This is a genomic window from Methylobacter sp. (genome assembly GCF_036845245.1).
Classification (GTDB): domain Bacteria; phylum Pseudomonadota; class Gammaproteobacteria; order Methylococcales; family Methylomonadaceae; genus Methylobacter_A.
Genome location: NZ_DAIUEH010000068.1, coordinates 1 through 23315 on the forward strand (window position 1 = coordinate 1; position 23315 = coordinate 23315).

Consider the following 23315-nt stretch of genomic DNA (forward strand, 5'->3'; position numbering starts at 1 on the left):
GAACCAGATGGCTTATGCAGAATTGCAGAAGTTACGGACTGCGTAACATCAGTTACTAATAAACTTTTCCTGCGCCCCCGTTATGTCACTCCCGCAATATCCGGCCATGCTGCAGCGGAGAACAACATGAAACTTTCCATTAAAACGGCTAAACGGTTTATTTTCATCCGCAAGAGATATCAGGGGCGCAGACGCCCAGCCATGGGATTATGTGAATTCTAATTTACTGAAATTTGACGACAATCCCTGGCATTAAGTTAAGCTATCTGCAATTTATATTTATCTTGGAGAAGTTATGAATTCCGAACAACTCAGCAACATCGAAATACAGCCCGAAGCGGCGCATAAATACTCAGTAATATGGCTGCATGGGCTAGGCGCGGATGGTCATGATTTTGAAAGCCTTATTCCCGAACTGCATTTAACCGCGAAAGCGAATATCCATTTTATATTCCCCAATGCGCCTATTCAACCTGTCACCATCAATGGCGGAATGTCCATGCGCTCCTGGTACGATATCTTAGAAATGTCTTTGGAACGCAGAGTCGATATTGGCGGCATTTATCGGTCAACCGGCTTGATCGAACCGCTGATCCAACAGGAAATTGACAAAGGCATTCCATCGGCAAATATTCTATTGGCAGGATTCTCTCAAGGGGGCGTAATTGCGCTGCATACAGGATTGAGATACCAACATAAATTGGCCGGAATTATCGCACTATCGACCTATCTACCTACCATTGATCAATTAAAAACCGAGCGTTCAGCCGCCAACAATGACATACCGATATTTATGGCTCATGGCATCATAGATTCCATCGTAGCGGTTGAATCCGGCAAAGCCGCATTCGATAAGCTAAAAGCCATGGACTACAACATTGAATGGCATGATTACGTTATGGAACACAGTCTTTGCATTGAAGAAACCGAACACATTTCAGCGTTTATAAATTCAATTTTTATATGACTAGGCATCGCGTCCCTTGATGTCAGGGGCGCGATAAATTACGGATTTAAAGCCCATAATCGGCCCGGCCGGTAGATTTAAACTTTTAGCGACTATTGTTGGAGGTTTAGGTGTTAATCCCCTTTTATATGCTGTGGCGGTATATCGCGTTTTGTTGTGCCGGTATAAAGCTGCCTTGGCCGTCCTATCTTTTGATCAGGATCAGCTATCATTTCATCCCAATGGGAAATCCAACCCACGGTTCGGCCCATTGCGAACATCGCGGTAAACATGTTGGTAGGGATGCCTAATGCGTGCAGCACAATGCCGGAATAATAATCGACATTCGGGTAAAGCTTTTTCTCGATGAAATACTCGTCCTCAAGGGCGATACGTTCCAGCTCCAGTGCCAATTTAAATATTTTGTCATCATGCAGACCAAGCTCCGTTAGTACTTCATGACAGGTTTCACGCATTAATTTGGCGCGCGGGTCGTAATTTTTATAAACCCGATGCCCGAAACCCATCAGTCTGAACGGATCGTTTTTATCCTTGGCCTTGTTTATAAACTGGGTAATATTCGATACATCGCCAATCTCCTCAAGCATATTGAGTACGGCTTCATTAGCGCCGCCATGAGCGGCCCCCCAGAGACAGGCAATCCCGGCAGTAATGCAGGCGTAAGGGTTGGCGCCACTGGAACCGGCTAAGCGCACCGTTGATGTCGAGGCATTTTGTTCATGATCGGCATGAAGAATCAGGATTCTATCCAGCGCTTTCACCAATACAGGATTAGGCTCAAAGTCGTCACATGGCGTGCCAAGCATCATACGCATAAAGTTTTCAACGTAACTCAGCTTGTTTTGCGGGTACATAAACGGTAAGCCGGTACTGTATTTATGGCACATCGCGACAATGGTCGGTACTTTGGCAATCAGCCGGATGGCGCTTATGTCACGATCCCTTTTTGATTTGATGTCCAATGCATCATGATAAAACGATGACAATGCGCCAACAACAGCCACCATAATGGCCATCGGATGGGCATCCCGGCGAAACCCTTTAAAAAAATTGGTCAGTTGGTCATGTACCATCGTATGCATGGTTATGGTACTTTCGAACCGCTGCATTTCATCCGTGTCGGGCAATTCGCCATTCAGCAACAGATAGCAAACCTGCAAAAAAGTACAATGCTCTGCAAGTTGCTCAATAGGATAACCGCGATAAAGCAAGATACCTTTTTCACCATCTATATAAGTTATCGATGAACTGCAACTGGCCGTGGAAGTAAAGCCGGGATCATAGGTAAACATGCCGGTCTTTTGATACAGCGACTGGATATCTATTACATCAGGCCCCGTAGTTCCAGATAAAATAGGCAACTCGCATAAAGACTGCGTATTCTCATTTAGGGTAACACTGCGCAATTTAGTCATGGTTTTTCTCGGTATTGAAACATGGTCCGTCATCAGAAAGCCGGCTAAATTGCAAAGTACCGCAACTTAGCCGGGGCCGATTGAGTATGATTAATGTTGCTTAATATTTTAAATGGAATTTGCTTATAAAATAACAAAATCCTGAAAATATCTTTGACTCTCGACAATTACTCCTGTACTGCTATTGGCGTTGCTTCTACCTCCTGCTACGTAATGAGCTATTTAAATCGAAACTGCCCGGTCTATAGCCTGTTTTGCCAGCTCAGTCACTTTAGCCCAGTTCTTTGACTTTACCACATCCACAGGCGCCAGCCATGATCCGCCAACGCAGGCAACATTACTCAACTGCAAATAACTGTTGTAATTTTCCGGAGAAATACCGCCTGTCGGGCAAAAAGTCACGCCGGGAATGGGTCCTGCAATCGACTTCAGCATGGGGATACCCCCTGCCGCTTCGGCTGGGAAGAACTTGAAATGATCCAATCCGTACTCCATGCCCAACATCAATTCCGACAGCGTAGATATGCCTGGAATCAACGCAATATTTCCGGCATTGGCAGCTTCTAAAAGTTTCGGCGTTAATCCGGGACTAATCGCGAAAACGGCGCCTGCAGCTTCCGCCGCTTTTAATTGCTCAGGCGTAGTAATCGTACCCGCACCGACAATCGCGTCTTTGACTTCCTGACTGATAAGCTTGATTGCATCAAGCGCTATCGGAGTGCGTAACGTAATTTCCAACACTTTAATGCCGCCCGCGACCAGGGCCTTAGCCAAAGGAACAGCGTCATCCAGATCCTGGATAACCATCACAGGCATTACCGGGCAAGTGTTTAAAATAATATCGGGTTGAATTTTCCAGTTATTTTTAGTCATGGTTTTTTACCAAATTTTTATAGTTATTAATCGGCGACAAACAGATTTGTAGCGCCGGTTTCGGCAGAAGACGCACCCAGACGAAAACCGCCGAATAATTCGCGGCCCATACCGAAATGATGACCTTTGGCGCTATTCGCCGCCGGCACGCGGGCATTAAACTCATCCGCGTCTACCAGCACATTGACCTCGCCGGTTTGGGTATTCAGATGGATGACGTCCCCGGTACGCACTTTCGTTAACGGGCCGCCCTCTTCACACTCAGGGCACATATGGATGGCTGAGGGTACTTTACCCGAAGCGCCGGACATCCGTCCATCCGTAACCAACCCGACCTTGAAGCCTTTATCCTGCAATACCCCCAGAGACGGAGTTAATTTGTGCAGTTCGGGCATACCATTGGATTTCGGTCCCTGGAAGCGGAGCACCACAATAACATCTTTCTCCATTTCACCGCGTTTAAAGGCCGCAACCACATCATCCTGGTCATCAAACACCATCGCAGGCGCTTCAACGATTTGGTGTATTTCCGCTACAGCGGAAACTTTTGACACCCCGCGCCCCAAATTACCGTGCATAACATGAAGTCCGCCACCGGTTGCAAAGGGTTTGGCTACTGTACTGATAACTTTCGCGTCCAAAGACGCTTCAGGACAAGGTACCCAGGTTAATTTGCCGTCAATCAATTTTGGTTCTTGTGCATAATTCCTCATGCCGCGTTGGTCTGCAACCGTCAGAATATCTTCATGCAAAAGACCGTTCTTTAACAGTTCGGCAATCAATACGCCCATGCCGCCCGCAGCTTGGAAATGATTGATGTCTGCATGACCATTTGGATAAATACGGGTTAAAAAAGGTATTGCTCTGGACAGATTATCAAAATCATCCCAATTGATAATAATGCCCGCCGCACGTGCAATGGCGACCAGATGGATCGTGTGATTGGTAGAACCGCCCGTTGCCAATAAACCGACAATCGCATTCACAATCGCCTTCTCGTCGATCATATGACCAATCGGACGAAAATCATCGCCCAGCGCAGTAAATTTTAAAACCTGTCTGGCGGCGGCTTTGGTCAATTCATCGCGCAATGGCGTGTAAGGATTGATGAACGAACTGCCCGGCAGATGCAGACCCATAATCTCAACCATCATCTGGTTGCTGTTGGCAGTGCCGTAAAACGTACAAGTGCCCGCACTATGATAAGACGCGGACTCGGACTCCAGCAGTTCTTTACGGCCGACTTTACCTTCGGCATAAAGTTGACGGATACGCACTTTTTCCTTGTTGGTCAGGCCGCTAGGCATAGGACCTGCCGGTACGAACACGGCCGGTAAATGGCCAAAACTCAAAGCGCCGATCAGCAGTCCCGGTACAATCTTGTCGCAAACGCCCAAGTACAGCGCGCCATCAAACATGTTATGGCTTAAAGCCACAGCCGTGGCCATCGCAATCACATCGCGGCTGAATAACGACAGCTCCATACCGGGACGACCTTGGGTGACCCCGTCACACATGGCCGGTACACCGCCGGCAAACTGGGCAACGCCACCGGCCTCCTTTATCGCGGCTTTGATCAGCGCCGGAGCGTCTTTATACGGCTCATGCGCCGACAGCATGTCGTTGTAAGAAGAGATAATCGCAATATTGGCTTTCTGATGACCGGTCAAATCGCTTTTTTCACCGGCTCCGCAAGCGGCAAAAGCATGCGCCAGATTACCGCAAGCAAGCTCGGCACGATGCGGCTCCTGTTTTACAGCCGCATCAATACGTGCCAGATAGGCAGCGCGAGTTTCACGACTGCGCTCAATAATTTCATTTGTCACTTTTTCTAATACGGGATGCATATTTGTTCCTTCCGTCTATTTACGGTTAATTGATACGCAAGACAGGTAGGGTACGCATCGCGTACCTTTATTAAGCTTGGAAAATGGTACGCGATGCGTACTCTATATGACTGTTTCATTCTTCCCAGGCTCTTTCGTCCCTGGTAATTAAATCATTGGCTGCATCAGGACCCCATGTCCCTGCCGGGTAGGGCTGTGGAGCGGCATTGGTGTGCGCCCAAGCATCCTGTATCGAATCGATCCATGTCCATGCTTGCTCAATCTCCTCGCGGCTAAGAAACAGGGTCGGATTACCCCGCATCGCTTCAAGCACCAGTTTCTCATAACCGCCGAAAATCTTGCTGTTTTTAAAGGTGTCGGAAAAACTCAAATCCAACTTGGTTTTTTGCAGCTTAATATTTTCGTCAATACCCGGAATTTTGTTGAGCATCTGAATTTCCACTCCTTCATTCGGCTGCAAATGAATAATCAGCTTATTCGACGGCAGGTCCTCGAAGCTTTCTTTAAAGATATTATGCGGCAGCTGCTTGAAATTAACGACGATTTCAGTACGCTTATATTTCATGCGTTTTCCGGTGCGTAAGTAAAACGGCACACCGGCCCAGCGCCAATTATCAATAGCTACTTTCACAGCGACAAAGCTTTCCGTCGTGCTTTCCGTATTGGCTCCTTCCTCTTCAAGATAGCCCGGCACCGGCTTGCCCTTGATCTCGCCCGCTGTATATAGTCCGCGCACGGTTTTTTGGGCGACATTTTCTTTGGTAATGGGCCGTAGCGCGGAAAGAACCTTTATTTTCTCATTGTGTATGCTGTGCGCTTCCAGATTGACCGGCGGTTCCATCGCCACAAAAGTCAAAATCTGCAACAGGTGATTTTGCAACATATCGCGCAGCTGTCCGGTTTTATCGAAATAATCCCAGCGCCCTTCAATACCGACTTCTTCAGCGACAGTAATCTGAATATGATCGATGGTATTGTGATTCCAGTTAGTTGTAAAAATGGAATTGGCAAAGCGCAACGCTAATAAATTGAGCACTGTTTCCTTGCCCAGATAATGGTCGATACGGTAAACCTGCTTTTCGCTGAACACTTCGGCAACCGCATCATTAATATCTTTTGACGATTTAAGATCGTGGCCGATCGGCTTTTCCATCACCATGCGCGATTCTTCATTCAAAACCCCGCACTTAGCCAGCCCCTGACAAATATTGGTAAACAAGAAAGGAGAAACGGCAAAATAATTCACCATAACCCTGGATTGTCCATCAACAACGCTATTTAACAGCTGGTATTGATCCAGTTGAGTCAGATCTATCGTCAGATAGGAAAATCTCGCCGAAAACCTTGCCCATACTTGTTCATCAATTATTTCGTTTAAAAACTCTTGCAAACTGTTATGGACGATCCCGACAAATCCTGAATTATCGCCCTTGTGTTGATCGACGCCGATGATGCGAGTATCCGCTTCAATCAAGTTGGCTTTTTCAAGTCGATACAGGGAAATAAGCAGTTTGCGGCGGGATAAGTCGCCTAAAGCGCCAAAGATAACCAGGTCACAAGGTTTAAATACTGTTTTTTCGTTCATAGATGCGTTGTTGAATAAATAGTTATAGCCGACATTAATCCGGCATTTATGGGCGGAATACGTATTGTTTATTATCGCAGAATTTACCTCGGGGTGCAGTTCTGGATGCAGGCTTGAGCGCTGAGTCCGCTACTTTAGATTGACTAGGGGTGAAACGATTTATCATGCGCTGCTTGTATCGAATCGATATTTAGTTGACAGCATTCTCGACCTTCTTTTATAGTATTGATCCGCTACTACCATAAAAGAGAATATTTCACGATCCTGCGTCTGCCGATACACGCTACAACCTGCCAGACGAGATTGTTGATCGTTCAAAAATATCAAAGTGAAGTAGTTTATAGGGAAGAATCAATTTAGGCGTTGATAAGTCCAAGATTTTTATATCAATCCTGGCGCATCCATTAATGATTTAAACAACAAGAGGTATAAAAAAATGAACGAACAAGCACAAGTAAAAGACAAATTCTGGCTATATGTCGGCTGCACAGTAATTACTTTATTAATTGTCATTGGAATGGTCAAACAAAGTGAGAACGAGAAATTTGCGCCTATCAAACAGCAATTGGAAGAAGAAGCGGCCCAGATGAATATCCGCGTCCTGAACTGAACTCAACGTTAGTTATCCTTCATCATGACAAACGCCATGCTTTATAGCCTTCATCAAGCTTTTAAAGTATTAGCGGGCGCTTTTGCAGGCCTTAGCGTGAACGCACCACTTAAAATAATTAATGAGGAGAAAACCATGAAACTGAATTTGATATGCCTTTCGGCGGCATTAACCTTGTTTTCCGGAACAACATTCGCGGCAGAATATATTTACCGTGACCTGATGGCTAATACGCTGCCCTCGGCCTCATGTGAAGCAGAACCCGACGCCGTTGCAACGGCGTCAAAAGCCTATAACATCACCCGATACACCAAAACATTTTGTCAGTCGCAAGGCTACGGCTGGCATGTCGAAAAAGTGAAAGATGAAGGCAAATCCTCCTGCACACCGTGCACCGGCGCCAATCAAGGCAAAAGCCAGTGCCACCTGGAAGATGTGGTTGTTACCTGCAAACGCATCAAGCCCGGCTCGGTTGGTATGTTGCCCGGAAAAAGCTGATGACTATCGCGTGAGCAAGAGGCATGTCTGTTGCTCACGCTTATCCTAGCTTATTCATACTTCATTCGGGATTTGTTCCCGAAACGATCAGGCATGGTTTTGATGAATGCAATTTCCATGACGGTGAAAATCAATGCACTCGCCCCATAAACTCCACATGGCGGAACACAGAATCGGCGCTAATAACGATCTCATCAGGCGTGAACTCCTCCGGCATTCCGAGCAGCAATTCATTGGTAATGGCGAATTTGAGTTTCGCTTGAGCGGAGGCGCGATCCCGTAGATTATTCATTTCCTGTTTTCGAGTTCCCAGCATCGCAAGCAGAGCAACAGAAACATTCTTAATCTTTTCACGATCCGCTTTGCTTAACTTGAGCTTGTGTCGGCTGAGTAAGTCGAACACAGCAAGCTGGTCTTCATTTTCCAGGCCTTCACGGGTATAACGCTGCTGTTCTTGATCGAGCGAATCATGAAAGCTCATTAGCTCCTCAAAAACACGCTGGATTTCAGCTTCATCTTTATCGCGGTTATAGTCGGCAACGATGTCGAGATAGCGCTGATGAAAGGCCACCCGCGTCGGATTTCTGGCAATCATGCTTGCTAACCGGGCTTCGATCTTTTCTTTAAGCGTCAGCGCCAGCTTTTGCTTGATAGGGCTCTTGGCAAACTCGGCGCGGAGACGCTCAAAATTGATGCCGGACAGATCATACTGTTTAGTTCTCTGACGTACCGCATTCGGATTGGCTTTGGCCTCGACAGCCGCATCAACCACCGCATGCAACTCCTGCAAAATACCGCTGATATCCACTTTACTGCTCGGTATTTGCAGACGGTTATAAATCGCCATCAGAGCATTTTCTTCGTCATCATAATCAAACAGACCCGCATTCGGGAACAAACCGCGGAAGCGGTCGGCAATGTCCTCGCAAAGCACTTGATAGGTCTTTTTGCTCTCTTCATTGCAACACACCGCGTTTTCGGCCAGTAATAATTCCAGCTGTTTATCAAAGCCCTCAGCATCGATCAGTTTATCGAGATCATAACCAACACCCATCAAATGCATTCTGGCCTTAAGAATCGCCTCCGCATAGTCGGCCAATGCCTGCGTCTCGTCGCGTAGCGGGTCTACAGCCGGGCCGCTTGCATCATCGCCCTGGGCAAAAGTCGCCAAGGCTTTACGTAGGCTTTTGAGCATGCCGTTATAGTCGATCACCAAGCCGTTTTTCTTGTTGGCCGCCACGCGGTTTACCCGTGCGATAGCCTGCATCAGGGTGTGGCCTTTCATCGGCTTATCCAGATACAGCGTCGCCAATGATTTCACGTCAAAACCGGTCAGCCACATTGCGCAAACAATCGCGATACGGAAAGGATGCCGGCTGTCCTTGAAGCACTCTTCCAAGTTACGGCCATCAATGCCTTTGCTGATCAGTTCGCGATGCGGGCGTACATCAAGCCCCCATTCTTCAAAGTCTTTCACCTCGTTCTGCTCGGGGCTGAATACCGCGCACATTTGGGTTTCGCGCATCCACGCCAGATGCGCCCGCAAACGTTCCACAAACGGACTGGGCTTTTTGCCGGTTTTGACAAGCAGCACTTCTTCAGCGGCAAGCTTGGCTTCCAACTCAACAATCTTAGCTGCCCAGCGGGTGTTAATCAGTTGATACATTCGGACGCAAGTCACCTTGTCGATGCAGACAAACATCGCTTTTGAGTTGCCGCCATAACGAACCGTCTCGCCCGGCTTGGTTAAAGGTTCCATCAAGCGCCAGCGCTGGTGAAAGTGTTCGACAAAATCGCTCGCAATATCGCCCAAATGGCTATCGGAAGTCAGCACCGGATAATCGCGCGCCAATTGCCGATAAAGCTTTTCTTCCTGCTCTTCGTCCAGTTCGCCATCCGCTTTGGCGGCATCGATGCGCTCTTCAATGCGCCGGTTCAAGTCGGCATCGACAATCTGTAACTTCTCGCCGCGATTTTCATAGAACAGCGGCAAGGTTGCGCCATCGGCCACCGCGCGTTGAAAGTCGTAAACGGAAACATAATCGCCAAATACCTCGCGCGTCACCTGTTTTTCCGGGCCATCGATCAGCGGTGTGCCGGTAAAACCGATGAACTTCGCGTTTTGCAGAGCCTTACGCATATTCAGGGCTAACCGGCCGTATTGGGTACGGTGCGCCTCATCGGACACGACAATGATGTCGTCGCGAAGGCTCCAGTTTTCTTTGACCTGGTCGTGGAACTTGTGGATCAAGCTGAACGCATAGCGGCGATCCTGGTCTTTTAGCAGGCGTTGCAGCCCGTCGCCATTACGCGCCTTGTCGCCTTTGTTGGTGGCTGCGCCGCAGTTGACGAAAGTGCCGTAGATTTGCGTATCCAACTCTTTGCGGTCGATCATCAGCACGAAGGTGTAACCGGCCGATACTTTGCGATGGATTTTCTGGCAGAAAAAAACCATCGAATAACTCTTGCCGCTGCCCTGCGTATGCCAGAACACGCCCAAGCGACCGGCCGCCACATCGGGCGTATTGTTTTGCAGATTGGCGATAGCGAGGTTCACGCCCAGATACTGGTGATTGCGCGCGACGATTTTCACCGCGAAGCCTTCGCTGCTGTCAAACAGCGTGAAATTCTCGACTATATCCAGCAAGTTGTTCTTGCTGCACATGCCTTCCAGCAAGATGGGTAGCAGCGGTTTTTTGGGCGGCTCGTCAGGTTTAGGCGCAGGATCTTCACCGGCTTCAGTTAGGCGCTTCCAGCGGTAGAAGTGATCCTAATATAATCTGTTGTGCGACATTTTTTATTTTGTCGCACAACAGATTACTGCGCCTAATCAGCCATTCACTTGGCATTTGTGATTGTGATTGTCGACTCCTGAAATGACGAATAGCCGCTGTCGACCCAAACGCGACGTTCGGCTATGGTTTTACCTTTCCCTATACCTGCCATTCCATCAAAGTATTAACTAAGCGGAGATTTCTACAGACACTTTATTTCTGTTTTCAATTTCAGTCTGAATGGGAGTATATAAATCAACATCCACTTCCGGCGCTTCAATTGAAATAATCAGTGAATAACGAGCTGCTTTGTTAAATCTTTCAAGTTTTGTTCTCGTTCGCCACCAGCCCATCGCTGGATATATAGCTAATAATCCTCTTGCTGCTAAGTCAGCTGCGGTACCTCTCCATATATCTTTATGTATCGAACCTTTGTTTCTAAAGTCACCTAGTAACCAGTCTGGGTCTTTGGGTGATTTAATCGTTCCCTCTTCCTCATCATGCGCGTCTCGCGTGATTCTTTGCATAAACTGTTTAGTGGACTCAGTTGGCCTTTTTACTTCAAATCGGAGCTGATGACTCGGGTAACGATACTTACTTGAAACATTACGACTTGATGGATTTGGCTCAATAAAATAGGAAAGGGTTACTGTCATCCTGACTTGCGTCTCGCCTAGAGACATCAGCTGTTCTTTTGGCCATGGCAGGTCGTGGAGATGCATATCCTTAGTGGAGGGCGACTTACCTTTTTGTTTTTCAAATGGTTGCAGTTCGTCTTCGACAATCATTACCAGAGAATTACCTAAACTCCAAAGCGCTTTGTTGATGTCAGGTACACCATAACCGACAACCCGAACCAAATGCTGTGCTTTTTGTTTTTCTGTTCTCTTCCGGTAATTGAATTGTGACATCATTGCTTCTGTCCAACTCGCCGAATGTACTATCAAAGCTCTAACTGTTTCAGGCCACAAAGTGGGATAGTGTACATATATCTCAGCAGCAAATTTAGCAGCCAATGCCGTCGCTGCACTTGTTGCGTTAAAAGTCGAAAATAATCTGTTGGTGATATTATGATGCGTTGTTAATAGTTGAAGGCTTGACATCGATGCTGCACTGTAAGTATCAATTCCCATATTACCTCCCTCAAAAACCACCTCAGGTTTTAACGGCATAGACGAGGACCATGTCACCGAGGTTGTGCTATATGGACTCAAGCCGCCTTCTGGGGCTAACGGTTTATACGAATCGGCACCATCATCTCTGATGTCAATTTTCTTCGTGTAAGCCCCTACCGTTAATGCATTCCATGCCTGTCCAGGATCGTGAATGTCTTGCAATTCATTGTATTGTGGATATTCCTTCAATCCGGTCAAGTCATCGCCAGTATTACCCCCGCAAACAATCATTAATCGCCTTTTAAGGTTTTCTCCAAGATAGTCAGAAGTGAGCCCGTCAATTGTGGCCGACCAGGCTGAAGGTTTTCCTCGATCTCGTGATTCCGAAGCGGAAAGCGCCAGTGCAAATACTCTGGTACGCTCAAAGTTGGCAATTTCAGCTTCTGAAATACCGTCAGAAGTAATGATTCCTAAATGTTTGTCTTTATTGTCCCCAGAGAAACGTAAAAGCTTGGCTGACTCTATGCGATGTCCAATTTGCAGAGGGGTGGATTCAGTCAGAATATTTGAGAGATCACCCCATATAGCTAACCCTGCCATAGCAGTTCCATGACCATTGCTATCAGCTGCATCCCAATCAGGGTTTACTACAAATAAATCATTCTCCGAACATATTGGGCTTAACAATGGATGACCGCTGTTGACGCCTGTATCTAAAATACAAATATAAGGTGGATTGTCTGATACAAATGTTGCTCGTTCCAATAGGCTGGAACTGAAGTCCCTTTGCTCATTTATTTCAAGGTGATCAAAGAAATCGGCAGTAAATTTTGCCTTTCTTAACTCAGAAATTTTACTTATGAGAAGAGACGACGAACCAAAGGCATTTATACTGCCTTTAGCAAGAAAAACAGAACGCTCCGGGAACTCAAGAACATTGTTAGACACACGAATGCCCGCAATCTTGGCGATTTTTTTGAAGTCATTTATTACCGCTTGGCGATCACCAAGCACTGGTAACCAGACCTCAAGCCAGACTTCTTCCTCGGAATCAGTTGGATATAGTTCCGGGTCATCTGCCCACAGATTTACCAATACTGCTCTACGTATGCTGGCTATTGCATCAATCAATGTCCTATTATCCAGGGACTTGCCATTGCAATCTTTTTTATAAGCCATATAGGCTTCGATTTTCTTTTCTAAAACGCAGATTTTTCCGGCAGGAACAAGAACTGTAGCAACATATTTATCATTAACTATCTGAACATTGAGAAGTTCAATTCCTTGCTTAGCGTCTGCCAGACTTTCAAAAGCAAGTTCTACCCCAGGAAAACTCTCAAAGCAAATCTGAATCCCAATGGCTGTTTCTAATTCGTAATCATCAGTTCTAGCCGTTAAATCATGCTCAATTGCTTTAACTGCATCTATCTGAGATTTCAAATTAGCCCCATGGATGGCTCTGTCTTGAGAGGGGATGTTTGATGTTGTTACAACTGTGTGTGGATAGGTATATTTTTCAGGTTTGCCATTTTTTCCAAGCACTATATGTTTTTTAACTTCCTTGTTTGGTGCCATAACTACCCTTAATTCTCAAAAAGACTGTTTCGCATATCTCTCCTGTCCGCAATTGCTGCATCCAAGATAGGTACTGTAATTTTGTTATAATCATGAATAATAAGCTCTTTTATAGCTTCTTCAGATGCTCTCGTAATTTCAGCACTACTTAAGCCCGATGCCTTTTCAGAAAACTTTTTCCACGGGAAATTTTTAACTACAAACGGACTAAGTTTGTTTTTGAACAAAGTGATGATCTCTTCTTCTGCGGGCAACTCATAGCGAATTACATCATCAAATCGCCTAAATAAGGCATGGTCCAAGATCTCGATATGGTTCGTTGCACATATAATGAGGCTATTGGAGTCATCTTGCTCAATCATTTGAAGGAAGCTATTGAGTATTCTTCGAGCTTCACCAACATCGTTACTGACTGTCCTTTGTGAGCCTAACGCGTCAAATTCATCAAAAAAGTACACGCCTCGTACATCACTAATGGCATCAAAAACTTGGCGTAACTTGGCTGAGGACTCTCCCATGAATTTTGTAATGAGAGCATCCAATCTGACTTGAAATAAAGGGTAATCCAATTCTCCAGCCAAAATTGAGGCAGTGAAAGTTTTACCTGTACCCGGAGGGCCAACTAAAAGGATTTTTCTACGCGGGGATAATCCATGGCTTTTCAGTTTTGTACTGAGCTTTTGCTCACGAATCAATCGTTCAAGCCTTATTTTTAATTCATCCTTCGTTATTAAATCAACTAACTTATTTTTTGGGTGAGATACAAAAAGGAGTCCGCTATTATCCTGAATACCTTTTGCAATAGAAATTGGGGTATTTCTATTGCTGTTGGCTTTCTTCTTCGCCAATTCAACAATATCTCTGAGCTCTTGAGCCAACTTCCCATGCCCACTCCGGGCTTCATGGGCAGCAACTTGCAATGCGATAGACATAAATCTATCGTCATCTTTGTCAAGATGGGATTGCAGTAATGCTTTTAATTGCTCTGAGCTGGCCATAACCTTCTTCGTTAACTAACTGAAATACAAAAAATAATAAATATCCCGGCAACGGTCTTTTGCTATCTTCACATATTTCGACTGAAAACTCCATGGAAAAGGTATTGAACCAATTCCATGCTTTCATGGACACGGGGCGTATGGCAATAAAACTTATCATCAGACCGATGAAGAAATCATTAAGCAAGTCCAGCACCTGAGCGTCCTGACACCGCTTAAAAACAAAAAGAACAACGCTATGAATGAATCGCAGGATCAATGCTTATCCCCCGCAATTATTTTTCTTCGACAGCTGATTGAAGCATTATTTCTCTGGACTAAAGAAATAATAGGAATTGATTGTACTTAAGTAAATTTCGTATTTTGAGCCCAATTACTTGCGTCATTGAACGGCAGTTTTTGGCAATTGCCAAACTTCGTTCTGCCATATTCCTCACCATAAAGCAGCCAGTCGCGACTGGCAGAAATTGGCCGAACTGAGTCAACCAACTTTCATTATTCTGCCCAAAAAAATTGTAACGGTTTATGCAACAATTTGTAGGTGGCATTAAGACCAAAATTTTGTAGATGACATTATAAAGAACTCGCCGCCTTCTTGTGCGCCGCTCATGGCGAATTGGTTGAGGAAGTATTCGTAGATGCGACCGAAAACATCGCCCTTGGCTTTGGCGAGTACCGGGCTGTTAAAAATCTTGATCAGTTCGGCCAGCAGGTCGGGCTCAAAACCGACGTAGTCTTTAGGCAAAGCGCCTGCCAACAGTTTGTTGCCGTGCTGGTCAGTGACTTCATCTTCAATCGCGACCATCGCGTCGCGAATGTTGACGCCCAAAGTCGCGCTTTGCGGTAAGCCGGCCAGATAATCGTAACGGCTTTGTTCCGGCAGATAGATTGCCGCCTTGCCGCTAAAGCCAAGCTTAATCAGGCTTTCACGCACGTCGCCGGTGGCGCGGGCAGGGATAGCCGCTTCGACTTCCACCAGCAAAGCATAAAAGCGGGTTGTGGCGTGACGCAGAAAAATAAGGCCCAGCACGGGCATCGAGTATTCGGTTGCGGTGAGCTTGGAGTTGGCACGGAGCTGATCGGCGGCTTCCCAAAGATCATCTTCGAGTTGTTTTAATTCTTGGTAATCAATCATTTTTATTGTTTTGTACTGTCTGCTTTATGGGCTTAATTACTTAACTTGCCACTAAGCTTTGTTGTAATCAGGTTTGGTGATTGCATTGGCAGATAGCTTTAATTATCCGATCCTGTGGCGTTGACCATGATTTATAATATAGTAATTAACCTCATCAAACTCACACTACCTAATATTATAAAATGGCCGACTCAAAAATTTATCTGAATGTACCTTTTGCGCAAAAGGATGAGGCAAAAGCACTCGGTGCCAGGTGGGATGCAGTCCAAAAAAAATGGTTTGTCCCGCCGGAGAAGGACATTACGCTTTTTGCCAAATGGCAAACTGAATCCGGCGCTGTGGAACCGCCAAGAGCGAAAACGTCATCTTCCAATAATAGTTCTCCACCCAAGAAAACTGCCGTCGGAGCTAAAACCCATGCCACGATTAAAGACTTTGTTGCCTATAACGGCGATACGCCGCCGTGGGATTAACGTTTATTTCGGCAGATGATGCGCCATGCACGCTTCTTTGGGAATTAAGGCGCACCCACAGCAACGCGCCAAGCTTATCCTGCTTAATCCCCCTCATCCGGGATTTGTCCGCGCAATTCTTCCGACAGTAGCATTTGCCCTCCGGTAACAACCAACTGCTCACCTGCACTAATACCGTTTCCGACAAAATAACCGTCGGCTGTCGCGGAATATTGATCTATAGCGCGTCGGCTGAATTGTTCGGCATCGGTTTTAATGTAAACAAAGGCCTGATCCATGTACCAGACTAAAGCGGACTTCGGAATAATAACGCCGGACCGGTTTTCATTTTGCTCGGGTATCCATGCCGCAACACGCATGCCGGTTCTGATACGGCTACCGTCGGTCTGGAAAAAATAGCTTTCGCCTTGCACGGTATTATCTGTTTGCGGCGCGGCTGAAATCAGCTCTGCTTTAATAGCCGCACTGCGGTTGCCCGATGCTTCAACGTAAATGGTCTGAATCTCGTTTGCCAGCTGTTTATTAACCGGCAGGGTAATGTGCAACAGCGTTTTCTGGCCGGATAAAAACCCGCTCAGTGGGTCGGAGTCGGCTGATAACGCCAACTCCGCCAGCTTTTTACCCCAGTTGATTCGCGCTTCAGCAATAATAGTCTTGCCTTGAACGCCGCTGGCATCAACCTGTGCTTTATCGGTTTGCCATTGCGCGTGCTGAACTTGCAAGTTATGTTTCGATGTCGCGCCCTCACGATACAGGTCTTGCTGGCGCTTGATGTTTTGTTCAGCCTGCTGAAATCTTGCCGTAGCGCCGCTACGCTCCGTTAACGCGACCAAATACCGGTGCCGTAGCTCGACCAGCGGCTGTATATTGACCGCTTTTCCATAGGCCGTGAATTCAGGATGATCGCTGACAGGGCTCAGCGTTATTGTCTGCAAACCCGATACCGCCTGGGCTTTGGCGGCCAGGAAAATAGTTCCCTGCCCTGCGGAGCCCGACAGCTTGGCGACCGGCTTATCGTCATCGTCCGCAATAACGGGAGTGACACTGAGCATAAAAAAGCAGGCGATTAAAAGAGCATTCATAGGGACAAGAAAGTGAGTGTGTACATTTGTTCATGTTATAAGATTTCCATTCTTAAATGCATTTTTTTGTTGTTTTTAAAAAATTGCACGTTATCCTTTGAAAACAAAGTAACTAACTATAATATTTGGAGATTATCATGAGCGATGTACCGGATAACTTAAAGTACGCAAAAACCCACGAATGGGTACAAGTGGAAGACGATAATACCATTCGTGTCGGCATAACCGATTTTGCCCAGGAGGAATTAGGCGATTTGGTTTATATTGAGCTGCCGGAGCTGGGGCGTAAAGTAACTGCGCAAGAGCAATGCGCCGTAGTCGAATCGGTTAAAACCGCATCCGATTTGTTTAGTCCGGTTACCGGTGAAATCGTCGCTGTCAATGAAGCTTTGGTAGATGAACCTGAGCAGGTCAATGATGACGCTTATGGAACCTGGCTGTTTTGCATCAAAGCGGATGATCTGTCCGATCTGGATACATTAATGAGTGCGGATGCTTATCAGCAAATGATCGAGCAATAATCCGGTTTTATCCTGCTTGTAACGAAACTGACAGACATCTGTGTAATATTCACTTTTTCCAATAACATATATTCGTAACAAATAATGGCAAATCCAAATGCAAAAGGCCTTAAGCGCCTAATTAACGCGTGTTTTTTTTCTGTTGCCGGCTTTAAAGCAACCTGGACACATGAAGAAGCTTTCAGGCAGGAAGTTATTCTGTTTGTGGTAACGACCCCACTGGCCATCTGGCTGGGACAAAGCAATATTGAAAAACTACTGTTAATCGGCAGTATCGTTTTAGTCATGCTGGTCGAATTATTAAATTCGGCTGTTGAAGCTGTCGTCGATAGAGTCGGTCTTGAACATCACGAATTATCGGGCCGCGCCAAAGATATTGGTTCGGCTGCTGTTATGATGTCACTGGTTTGGGCAGCGGTAACCTGGACATTAATTTTACTTTAGCTGCAACTGCTTGCGGCATATACACATAACTGGCAATCACCGCACCTGTTCCCGACAGGTTTGCGGCATACATGCCATCCATGGCAATAAAGAGGAACATAATGAGCGCATTAATCTGTGGGTCTATGGCTTACGATACCATCATGGTTTTTCATGATAAATTTAAGCATCACATTTTGCCGGAAAAAATCCATATTTTGAATGTATCCTTCCTGGTACCGGTCATGCGACGTGAATATGGCGGTTGCGCGGGTAATATTGCCTACAATCTCAAATTGCTCGACGAAGAACCGTTAATCATGGCTACCGTCGGACATGATTTTGAACCGTATGCCCAATGGCTGGCTCAAAACCAGTTATCCAGCGAATTTATTCAGATTCTGGACAACAGTTATACCGGCCAAGCCTATATCACCACTGATGAAGAAGCCAATCAAATTACCGCCTTCCATCCCGGCGCAATGAATTCTTCGCATTTAAACTCAGTCCCTACCGACAGAAAAATCAGCATAGGCATCGTATCGCCCGATGGCAAAGAAGGTATGCAATTGCATGCCGAACAGTTTGCAGAACTGGATATACCTTTTATTTTTGATCCGGGCCAAGGCATGCCGATGTTTAATGGCGAAGAACTGCTCAAGTTTATAGATCAAGCAACTTGGGTGACATTGAACGACTATGAATCGGAGTTAATGCAGGAACGTACCGGCTTGTCGCTGGAACAAATAGCTGAGCGGGTTGATGCGCTGATCATTACGTTGGGGGGCAATGGGTCCCAGATTTACACTCACGGCGAATGCATCACCATTCCTGCGGCAAAACCCAAAGCGATACTTGACCCGACCGGTTGCGGCGATGCCTATCGCGCAGGGCTTTTATACGGTTTGATGAATGAGTTGGGCTGGGAAATTACCGGCCGGGTGGCCTCATTGATGGGCGCTATTAAAATCGAAAATAACGGCACCCAGAACCATTCATTTGATATAGATAGTTTTAAACAGCGCTACCGCGAAAATTTCGGTTCTTCGTTTTAGTCGTTAACTGAGATTACGTAATAGCTAAGAAATTTTCACCACGAAGACACGAAAGACACGGTATTTTATTTCTTCGAGTCTTCGTGGTGAATTTAAAACCATTACAACGAGCTATTCATGCTTAAAAATACCCAAAAACTATTAGACATCATGTCGCGCCTGCGCCACCCGGAAGAAGGCTGTGCATGGGATGTTAAACAAGACTTCACTAGTTTGGTTCCGTACCTGATTGAAGAAGCCTACGAAGTCGTCGATGCGATTGAACGCAATGACCTCGATGATTTACGCTTGGAGTTAGGCGATTTACTGTTACAGGTGGTGTTCCATTCCCAGATCGCGGAAGAACAAGGGTTGTTCAACTTTGAGCAAGTTGCAGAAGGCATTTGCGATAAATTAATCCGCCGCCATCCGCATGTTTTTTCCGATGCGGTGTTCAATACCGATCAGGAACGTCATCAGGCCTGGGAGCAGGCAAAAGCAGACGAACGGAAGGAAAAAAGTAAAACAGATGAGCAAGACAGCGTGTTATCCGGTGTGGCTCGTAATCTTCCGGCATTGATCGAATGTGAAAAAATACAGGACCGCGCCGCAAATCACGGCTTTGATTGGCCGGACGCGTTGCCGGTTTTCGATAAAGTGCTGGAAGAACTGGATGAGGTAAAAGAAGCCTGGCAATCCGGGGATCAGGCGCATATTCAGGAAGAAATCGGCGATTTATTGCTGGTTGCGGTTAATCTGGCCCGGCATTTAAACGTCAATGCTGAAGTCGCGCTCAAGGAAAGCACAAAAAAATTCTCCAGACGTTTTCAACACATAGAGCAACAGGTTAAAGCGTCCGGTCTGAACCTGAAAGACTGCGAATTAGCCGAATTGGATGTTTTATGGAACCAGGCTAAATCGGCTTTAAACAAAAAATGAATCGTATAAAGGCAAACAGGACGAATGCACTGTTTGCCTTGGAAGATGCTGTAACTTAGAACTCTTCCCATGAGTCAGTGTTCGTTGCCACCATTTGTGCTTTTGTCTTGGCAGCGACGGTACTTACCGGCTTGGTCTTAACAAAACCGCTTAAACTGCGTAAGTTGCCATCCAATTTAAAATGCGCCACCGTAAGTGCCAAGTTTTGCGTTTGTTCTTCCAGCGATTCCGCTGCCGCTGCGGCTTGCTCTACCAACGCGGCATTTTGTTGGGTCACATCGTCCATTTGAGCGATGGCCTGATTAACCTGCTCGATGCCTGAGGTTTGTTCCATCGACGCGGCGCTGATGTCGGACATGATCACAGTCACGCGACGGATAGCGCTAACGATTTCTTCCATGGTTAAGCCTGCTTGAGCAACCAGCTTGGTACCATCGTCAATCTTTTCGACCGAATCATTAATCAAAACTTTAATTTCTCCGGCAGCTGCTGCTGCGCGTTGCGCAAGATTACGCACTTCGACGGCCACCACCGCAAAGCCTCGGCCTTGTTCGCCGGCGCGAGCGGCTTCTACTGCGGCATTGAGGGCAAGTATATTGGTCTGGAACGCAATGTCGTCGATCACCGAGATGATGTCCACAACCCTGCGTGAAGATTCGTTAATTTCTTCCATGGTCGACACAACCTGGCCAACTACCTTGACCCCTTGACCGGCGATGTCCGTTGCGCCGACCGCAAGCTGATTGGCATGTTTTGCATTTTGGCTATTGGCTTGCACGGTAGAGGTCAACTCTTCCATGCTGGCGGCGGTTTGTTCCAAACTGGCGGCTTGCTCTTCGGTTCGATGCGACAGGTTATTGTTGCCTGCTGCAATTTCTTTGGCGGCGGTATTAATGGTCTCGGAAGCTTCTTTGATCTGACCGACAATCTCTTTCAGTTTTTCCACTGTGGAATTGGAGTCGTCTTTAAGTTGTTTAAACGTTCCGGAATAATTATTAACGATGGTTTCAGTCAAATCACCATGGGACAATGCGCCAAGCACTCGCACCACTTCATTCAGACCGGTAGAGCTGGTCTCCATCAGTTCATTGACGCCCTCCGCTAATTGCAAAAAGAAGCCTTCTTTATCGCCTTCGTTAATGCGCTGATTGAAATCGCCTAACACAGCGCCACTCACCACTTTAGCGACTTCCTGCTCAATGGCCACCTCAGCGGTTCGGTCTTTCCATTCCACCACAAAGCCGATTCTCTGTCCCTGTTCGTTACTGATCGCATTAACTATCAAATCAAAAGTAAGTCTTCCAATATGAATTTCACTACGAAAAGTCGCACTTAACCTGCCAAGTAATTGTTGTTGGTGTGCGGGTTTTTTGTGGAAAGTATTGATGTTTGCTCCTAATAATTTACTGGACTCAAACTTTGGAAAAACCTTGCGTATGTCAGACTCGGCGTGTTTCATCATAGTGAGTATCGCCGGATTCATATAAATAATGTTATGTTCATTGTCGGCCACCATCACATTAGACGTAATACCATCCAAAGCGGTTTTAAGGCGCAGGGACTCATCATGCTCTTTACGATCTTGTGTCATCCGTGCCAGCAATTGCTGCTGCATGATGTTCATGCAGCGAAACAGCTCTCCCAGCTCATCCTTTTGATAAAGATCGATACTGGAGTTCAAATCACCATTTGCAATCGCGCTCGCCACCTGCTGAAGCTTATTAATAGAGCTCAAAATCCCCCTGCTGATAACAATGGTCAATACGACAGTCATCAGTATGGACAAGACGGTTAGCGCGATAAAGAATATTACCGTGCGCTGAGCGTCGCTCTTGAATTTACTCGTCGCATCAAGAAGATCGCCGGAGAGCTTTTCTTCGACTTCCTTGATCAAATCAATTTTTTCGGTCGCGGTTTTGAACCAAAAAACAGGATCAATGCCAAGCCCGGGTTCATCACCTTTTTCCATTACGATTTTCTTTATACGTGCGACTTCATCGACGGCCGGTCCCGACACTTTGGCTTTGTAAAATTCCTTTTGGCTATCCAGAGCGGAGGCAAAAAACATGTCGGTATAGACGTCCTGAGCGGAAAAGTTCTTCAGGAATCGGCTCTGAGTGTCAGGCGTAAACCGGTCTGCGACAAACACTGTGCTCAGCAAGGCCCGTTCTATACCCGCACGCTCTTTGGCTTTAAGCAAATTTGAGTACGAAGAAGCCAGACGGGAAATTTCACTGTGACTGCTGAGTGTGGAGACCTGAGCCGGAATATCAAGCAGGGAGCCGATGGTTTTAGTGTAATAAGCACTCGATTGCGCTCCCTCCATGCCAAGGGCAGTAATACTGTCGCGTTTAGCGGCAAGCTCTCCCAGATTACTAACAGCAGTCGTTAGCTGGTTTTTCAGTTCATCATTGTAACTGCCGGGATCAAAACTCTTAAGTCTCGTTTGGAGCAACTCAATATGCTTATCGGTTTTTGCACGTTGCACCGGTAAATCAGTGGCAAATTTAACACCGTTGCTGCCGATAAAAGAGGCGCTCATACCGCGCTCTTTCTGCATTTCATGTACCAAAGCGCCAATTTTAACCGAAACATCGACCAGCGATTCCAGCTTGACCATCTCTTTCGAGAGCGACAATCTTTCCAAAACGCCTGACCCAGCGAAATAAAGCAGGGCGATGACCGGGATGATCGCCATCAGGATTAACTTTGACCTTAGGCTAGACGTGAAGACAATATTCTTTGGCATGTTACATTCCTTGAGCGATATTTCTCGAAGTATTTTGGAACATTTATAGACGTCAGGTTGTTATGCTTCTGCACTTGTTCAGGAGACGAGTCCGGCTCACTCGTCTGCTCCCTAAATATCTGACACATGCTGAGATTATAGCATCTAAAAGGCTAACCATTGAGCAATCGAATCGCCATCACGTCACATCCGGCGTAATGCAACACGCTATTTGCTGTTGAGCCCAACAATAACGCCAAGCCGTGTCGTCCATGAGAGCCGACAACAATTAAGTCGATATTCTCCCGCTCGGCAAACTTCACAATCTCCTGCTTGGGCGTCCCCCAAATCATCCAACGATCAGCCTGAGCTGCGCCAAGCTGATTGCCAATCTGCATTAACTTGGCTTTCTCCGCTTCGAGCAGGTCATAGCCCGAATCTTCAGCGAGTGAAATGACTGTTCCATAACCGGTATCCGGCATCGGAATATTATCCAGTACATGAATAATGCTCAATCTAGCCTGATACCTTTCGGCCAAATCTTTTGCTCTTCGGGCAACCGTGTCGCTATGCTCGGAATAATCCACGGCCAATAAAATGTGTCGGTAAGCATTCATTGTTTCCGCCTTATTGTGATAAATGCTGGGTAAGGGCGATTAGCCGCCCTTGTAAGCGCGCCAGGATTTTTCGCGAAAGCTAAAATGGATCCATCCGATTTTAGCA

20 protein-coding genes are annotated in these 23315 nt (G+C 46.4%); 9 read left to right on the forward strand and 11 right to left on the reverse strand.

The annotated features are described in order from the left end of the window. Both V7051_RS21830 and V7051_RS21835 read left to right on the forward strand, forming a co-directional pair. A partial coding sequence (locus tag V7051_RS21830; protein ID WP_333878644.1) for a hypothetical protein occupies positions 1-222 on the forward strand: 222 nt, incomplete at its 5' end. Between the two features lie 73 nt (positions 223-295). Further along, positions 296-967, forward strand: a complete 672-nt coding sequence (locus V7051_RS21835; protein WP_333878646.1) for an alpha/beta hydrolase — start codon at positions 296-298, stop codon at positions 965-967. A 113-nt stretch (positions 968-1080) separates the two neighbouring features. On the opposite strand, the gene gltA is transcribed toward V7051_RS21835, so the two are convergent. The 4 genes from gltA to zwf all read right to left on the reverse strand — a co-directional run bounded on the left by gltA (position 1081) and on the right by zwf (position 6687). Next, positions 1081-2382, reverse strand: a complete 1302-nt coding sequence (gltA, locus tag V7051_RS21840; RefSeq protein ID WP_333878648.1) for a citrate synthase — start codon at positions 2380-2382, stop codon at positions 1081-1083. Positions 2383-2604: 222 nt separating this feature from the next. Continuing rightward, a complete protein-coding gene (locus V7051_RS21845) occupies positions 2605-3255 on the reverse strand; it encodes a bifunctional 4-hydroxy-2-oxoglutarate aldolase/2-dehydro-3-deoxy-phosphogluconate aldolase (RefSeq protein WP_333878649.1) in 651 nt (216 codons plus the stop codon). 26 nt (positions 3256-3281) lie between these two features. Further along, positions 3282-5102 (reverse strand): phosphogluconate dehydratase, encoded by a 1821-nt coding sequence (gene edd, locus V7051_RS21850; RefSeq protein WP_333878651.1) that lies wholly within the window; start codon positions 5100-5102, stop codon positions 3282-3284. Positions 5103-5217: 115 nt separating this feature from the next. Next, complete coding sequence (zwf, locus tag V7051_RS21855) at positions 5218-6687, reverse strand: glucose-6-phosphate dehydrogenase (protein ID WP_333878653.1); 1470 nt, start codon at positions 6685-6687, stop codon at positions 5218-5220. A 436-nt stretch (positions 6688-7123) separates the two neighbouring features. On the opposite strand from zwf, the gene V7051_RS21860 reads away from it, so the two are divergent. Both V7051_RS21860 and V7051_RS21865 read left to right on the forward strand, forming a co-directional pair. Next, positions 7124-7297, forward strand: coding sequence for a hypothetical protein (locus V7051_RS21860; protein WP_333878655.1), 174 nt, complete (start codon positions 7124-7126; stop codon positions 7295-7297). A gap of 135 nt (positions 7298-7432) precedes the next feature. Then, positions 7433-7795: a hypothetical protein gene (locus tag V7051_RS21865; RefSeq protein ID WP_333878657.1), complete on the forward strand. Its 363-nt coding sequence runs from the start codon at positions 7433-7435 to the stop codon at positions 7793-7795. A gap of 130 nt (positions 7796-7925) precedes the next feature. Here the strand turns inward: V7051_RS21865 and V7051_RS21870 are convergent, their stop codons facing one another. From V7051_RS21870 to V7051_RS21885, 4 genes are all read right to left on the reverse strand, one after another. Next, on the reverse strand, positions 7926-10460 hold the full coding sequence (locus tag V7051_RS21870; protein ID WP_333878659.1) for a type I restriction endonuclease subunit R: 2535 nt from the start codon (positions 10458-10460) through the stop codon (positions 7926-7928). Between the two features lie 297 nt (positions 10461-10757). After that, the gene (locus tag V7051_RS21875) at positions 10758-13259 is read right to left on the reverse strand and encodes a S8 family peptidase (RefSeq protein ID WP_333878661.1); all 2502 of its coding nucleotides are present in this window, start codon (positions 13257-13259) and stop codon (positions 10758-10760) included. An 8-nt stretch (positions 13260-13267) separates the two neighbouring features. Next, a complete protein-coding gene (locus V7051_RS21880) occupies positions 13268-14257 on the reverse strand; it encodes an AAA family ATPase (RefSeq protein WP_333878663.1) in 990 nt (329 codons plus the stop codon). A 547-nt stretch (positions 14258-14804) separates the two neighbouring features. Then, a complete protein-coding gene (locus V7051_RS21885) occupies positions 14805-15392 on the reverse strand; it encodes a type I restriction-modification system subunit M N-terminal domain-containing protein (protein ID WP_333878664.1) in 588 nt (195 codons plus the stop codon). A 182-nt stretch (positions 15393-15574) separates the two neighbouring features. On the opposite strand from V7051_RS21885, the gene V7051_RS21890 reads away from it, so the two are divergent. Continuing rightward, positions 15575-15865, forward strand: coding sequence for a DUF5710 domain-containing protein (locus V7051_RS21890; protein WP_333878665.1), 291 nt, complete (start codon positions 15575-15577; stop codon positions 15863-15865). Positions 15866-15948: 83 nt separating this feature from the next. Here the strand turns inward: V7051_RS21890 and V7051_RS21895 are convergent, their stop codons facing one another. Then, positions 15949-16947 carry an efflux RND transporter periplasmic adaptor subunit gene (locus V7051_RS21895; protein WP_333878667.1) on the reverse strand — a complete coding sequence of 333 codons (999 nt, stop codon included), beginning with the start codon at positions 16945-16947 and terminating at the stop codon, positions 15949-15951. Positions 16948-17084: 137 nt separating this feature from the next. Between V7051_RS21895 and gcvH the strand changes: the two genes are divergently transcribed. The 4 genes from gcvH (at position 17085) to mazG (ending at position 19864) form a co-directional block, all read left to right on the forward strand. Continuing rightward, positions 17085-17468: a glycine cleavage system protein GcvH gene (gene gcvH / locus V7051_RS21900; RefSeq protein WP_333878668.1), complete on the forward strand. Its 384-nt coding sequence runs from the start codon at positions 17085-17087 to the stop codon at positions 17466-17468. Between the two features lie 84 nt (positions 17469-17552). Beyond that, the gene (locus V7051_RS21905; protein WP_333878669.1) at positions 17553-17912 is read left to right on the forward strand and encodes a diacylglycerol kinase; all 360 of its coding nucleotides are present in this window, start codon (positions 17553-17555) and stop codon (positions 17910-17912) included. A gap of 101 nt (positions 17913-18013) precedes the next feature. Continuing rightward, positions 18014-18946 (forward strand): carbohydrate kinase family protein, encoded by a 933-nt coding sequence (locus tag V7051_RS21910; RefSeq protein WP_333878670.1) that lies wholly within the window; start codon positions 18014-18016, stop codon positions 18944-18946. 117 nt (positions 18947-19063) lie between these two features. Continuing rightward, positions 19064-19864, forward strand: coding sequence for a nucleoside triphosphate pyrophosphohydrolase (gene mazG / locus V7051_RS21915; RefSeq protein ID WP_333878671.1), 801 nt, complete (start codon positions 19064-19066; stop codon positions 19862-19864). A gap of 55 nt (positions 19865-19919) precedes the next feature. On the opposite strand, the gene V7051_RS21920 is transcribed toward mazG, so the two are convergent. Then, complete coding sequence (locus V7051_RS21920; protein WP_333878672.1) at positions 19920-22613, reverse strand: methyl-accepting chemotaxis protein; 2694 nt, start codon at positions 22611-22613, stop codon at positions 19920-19922. Between the two features lie 152 nt (positions 22614-22765). Beyond that, a complete protein-coding gene (locus V7051_RS21925; RefSeq protein ID WP_333878673.1) occupies positions 22766-23209 on the reverse strand; it encodes a universal stress protein in 444 nt (147 codons plus the stop codon). Positions 23210-23315: the final 106 nt, after the last annotated feature.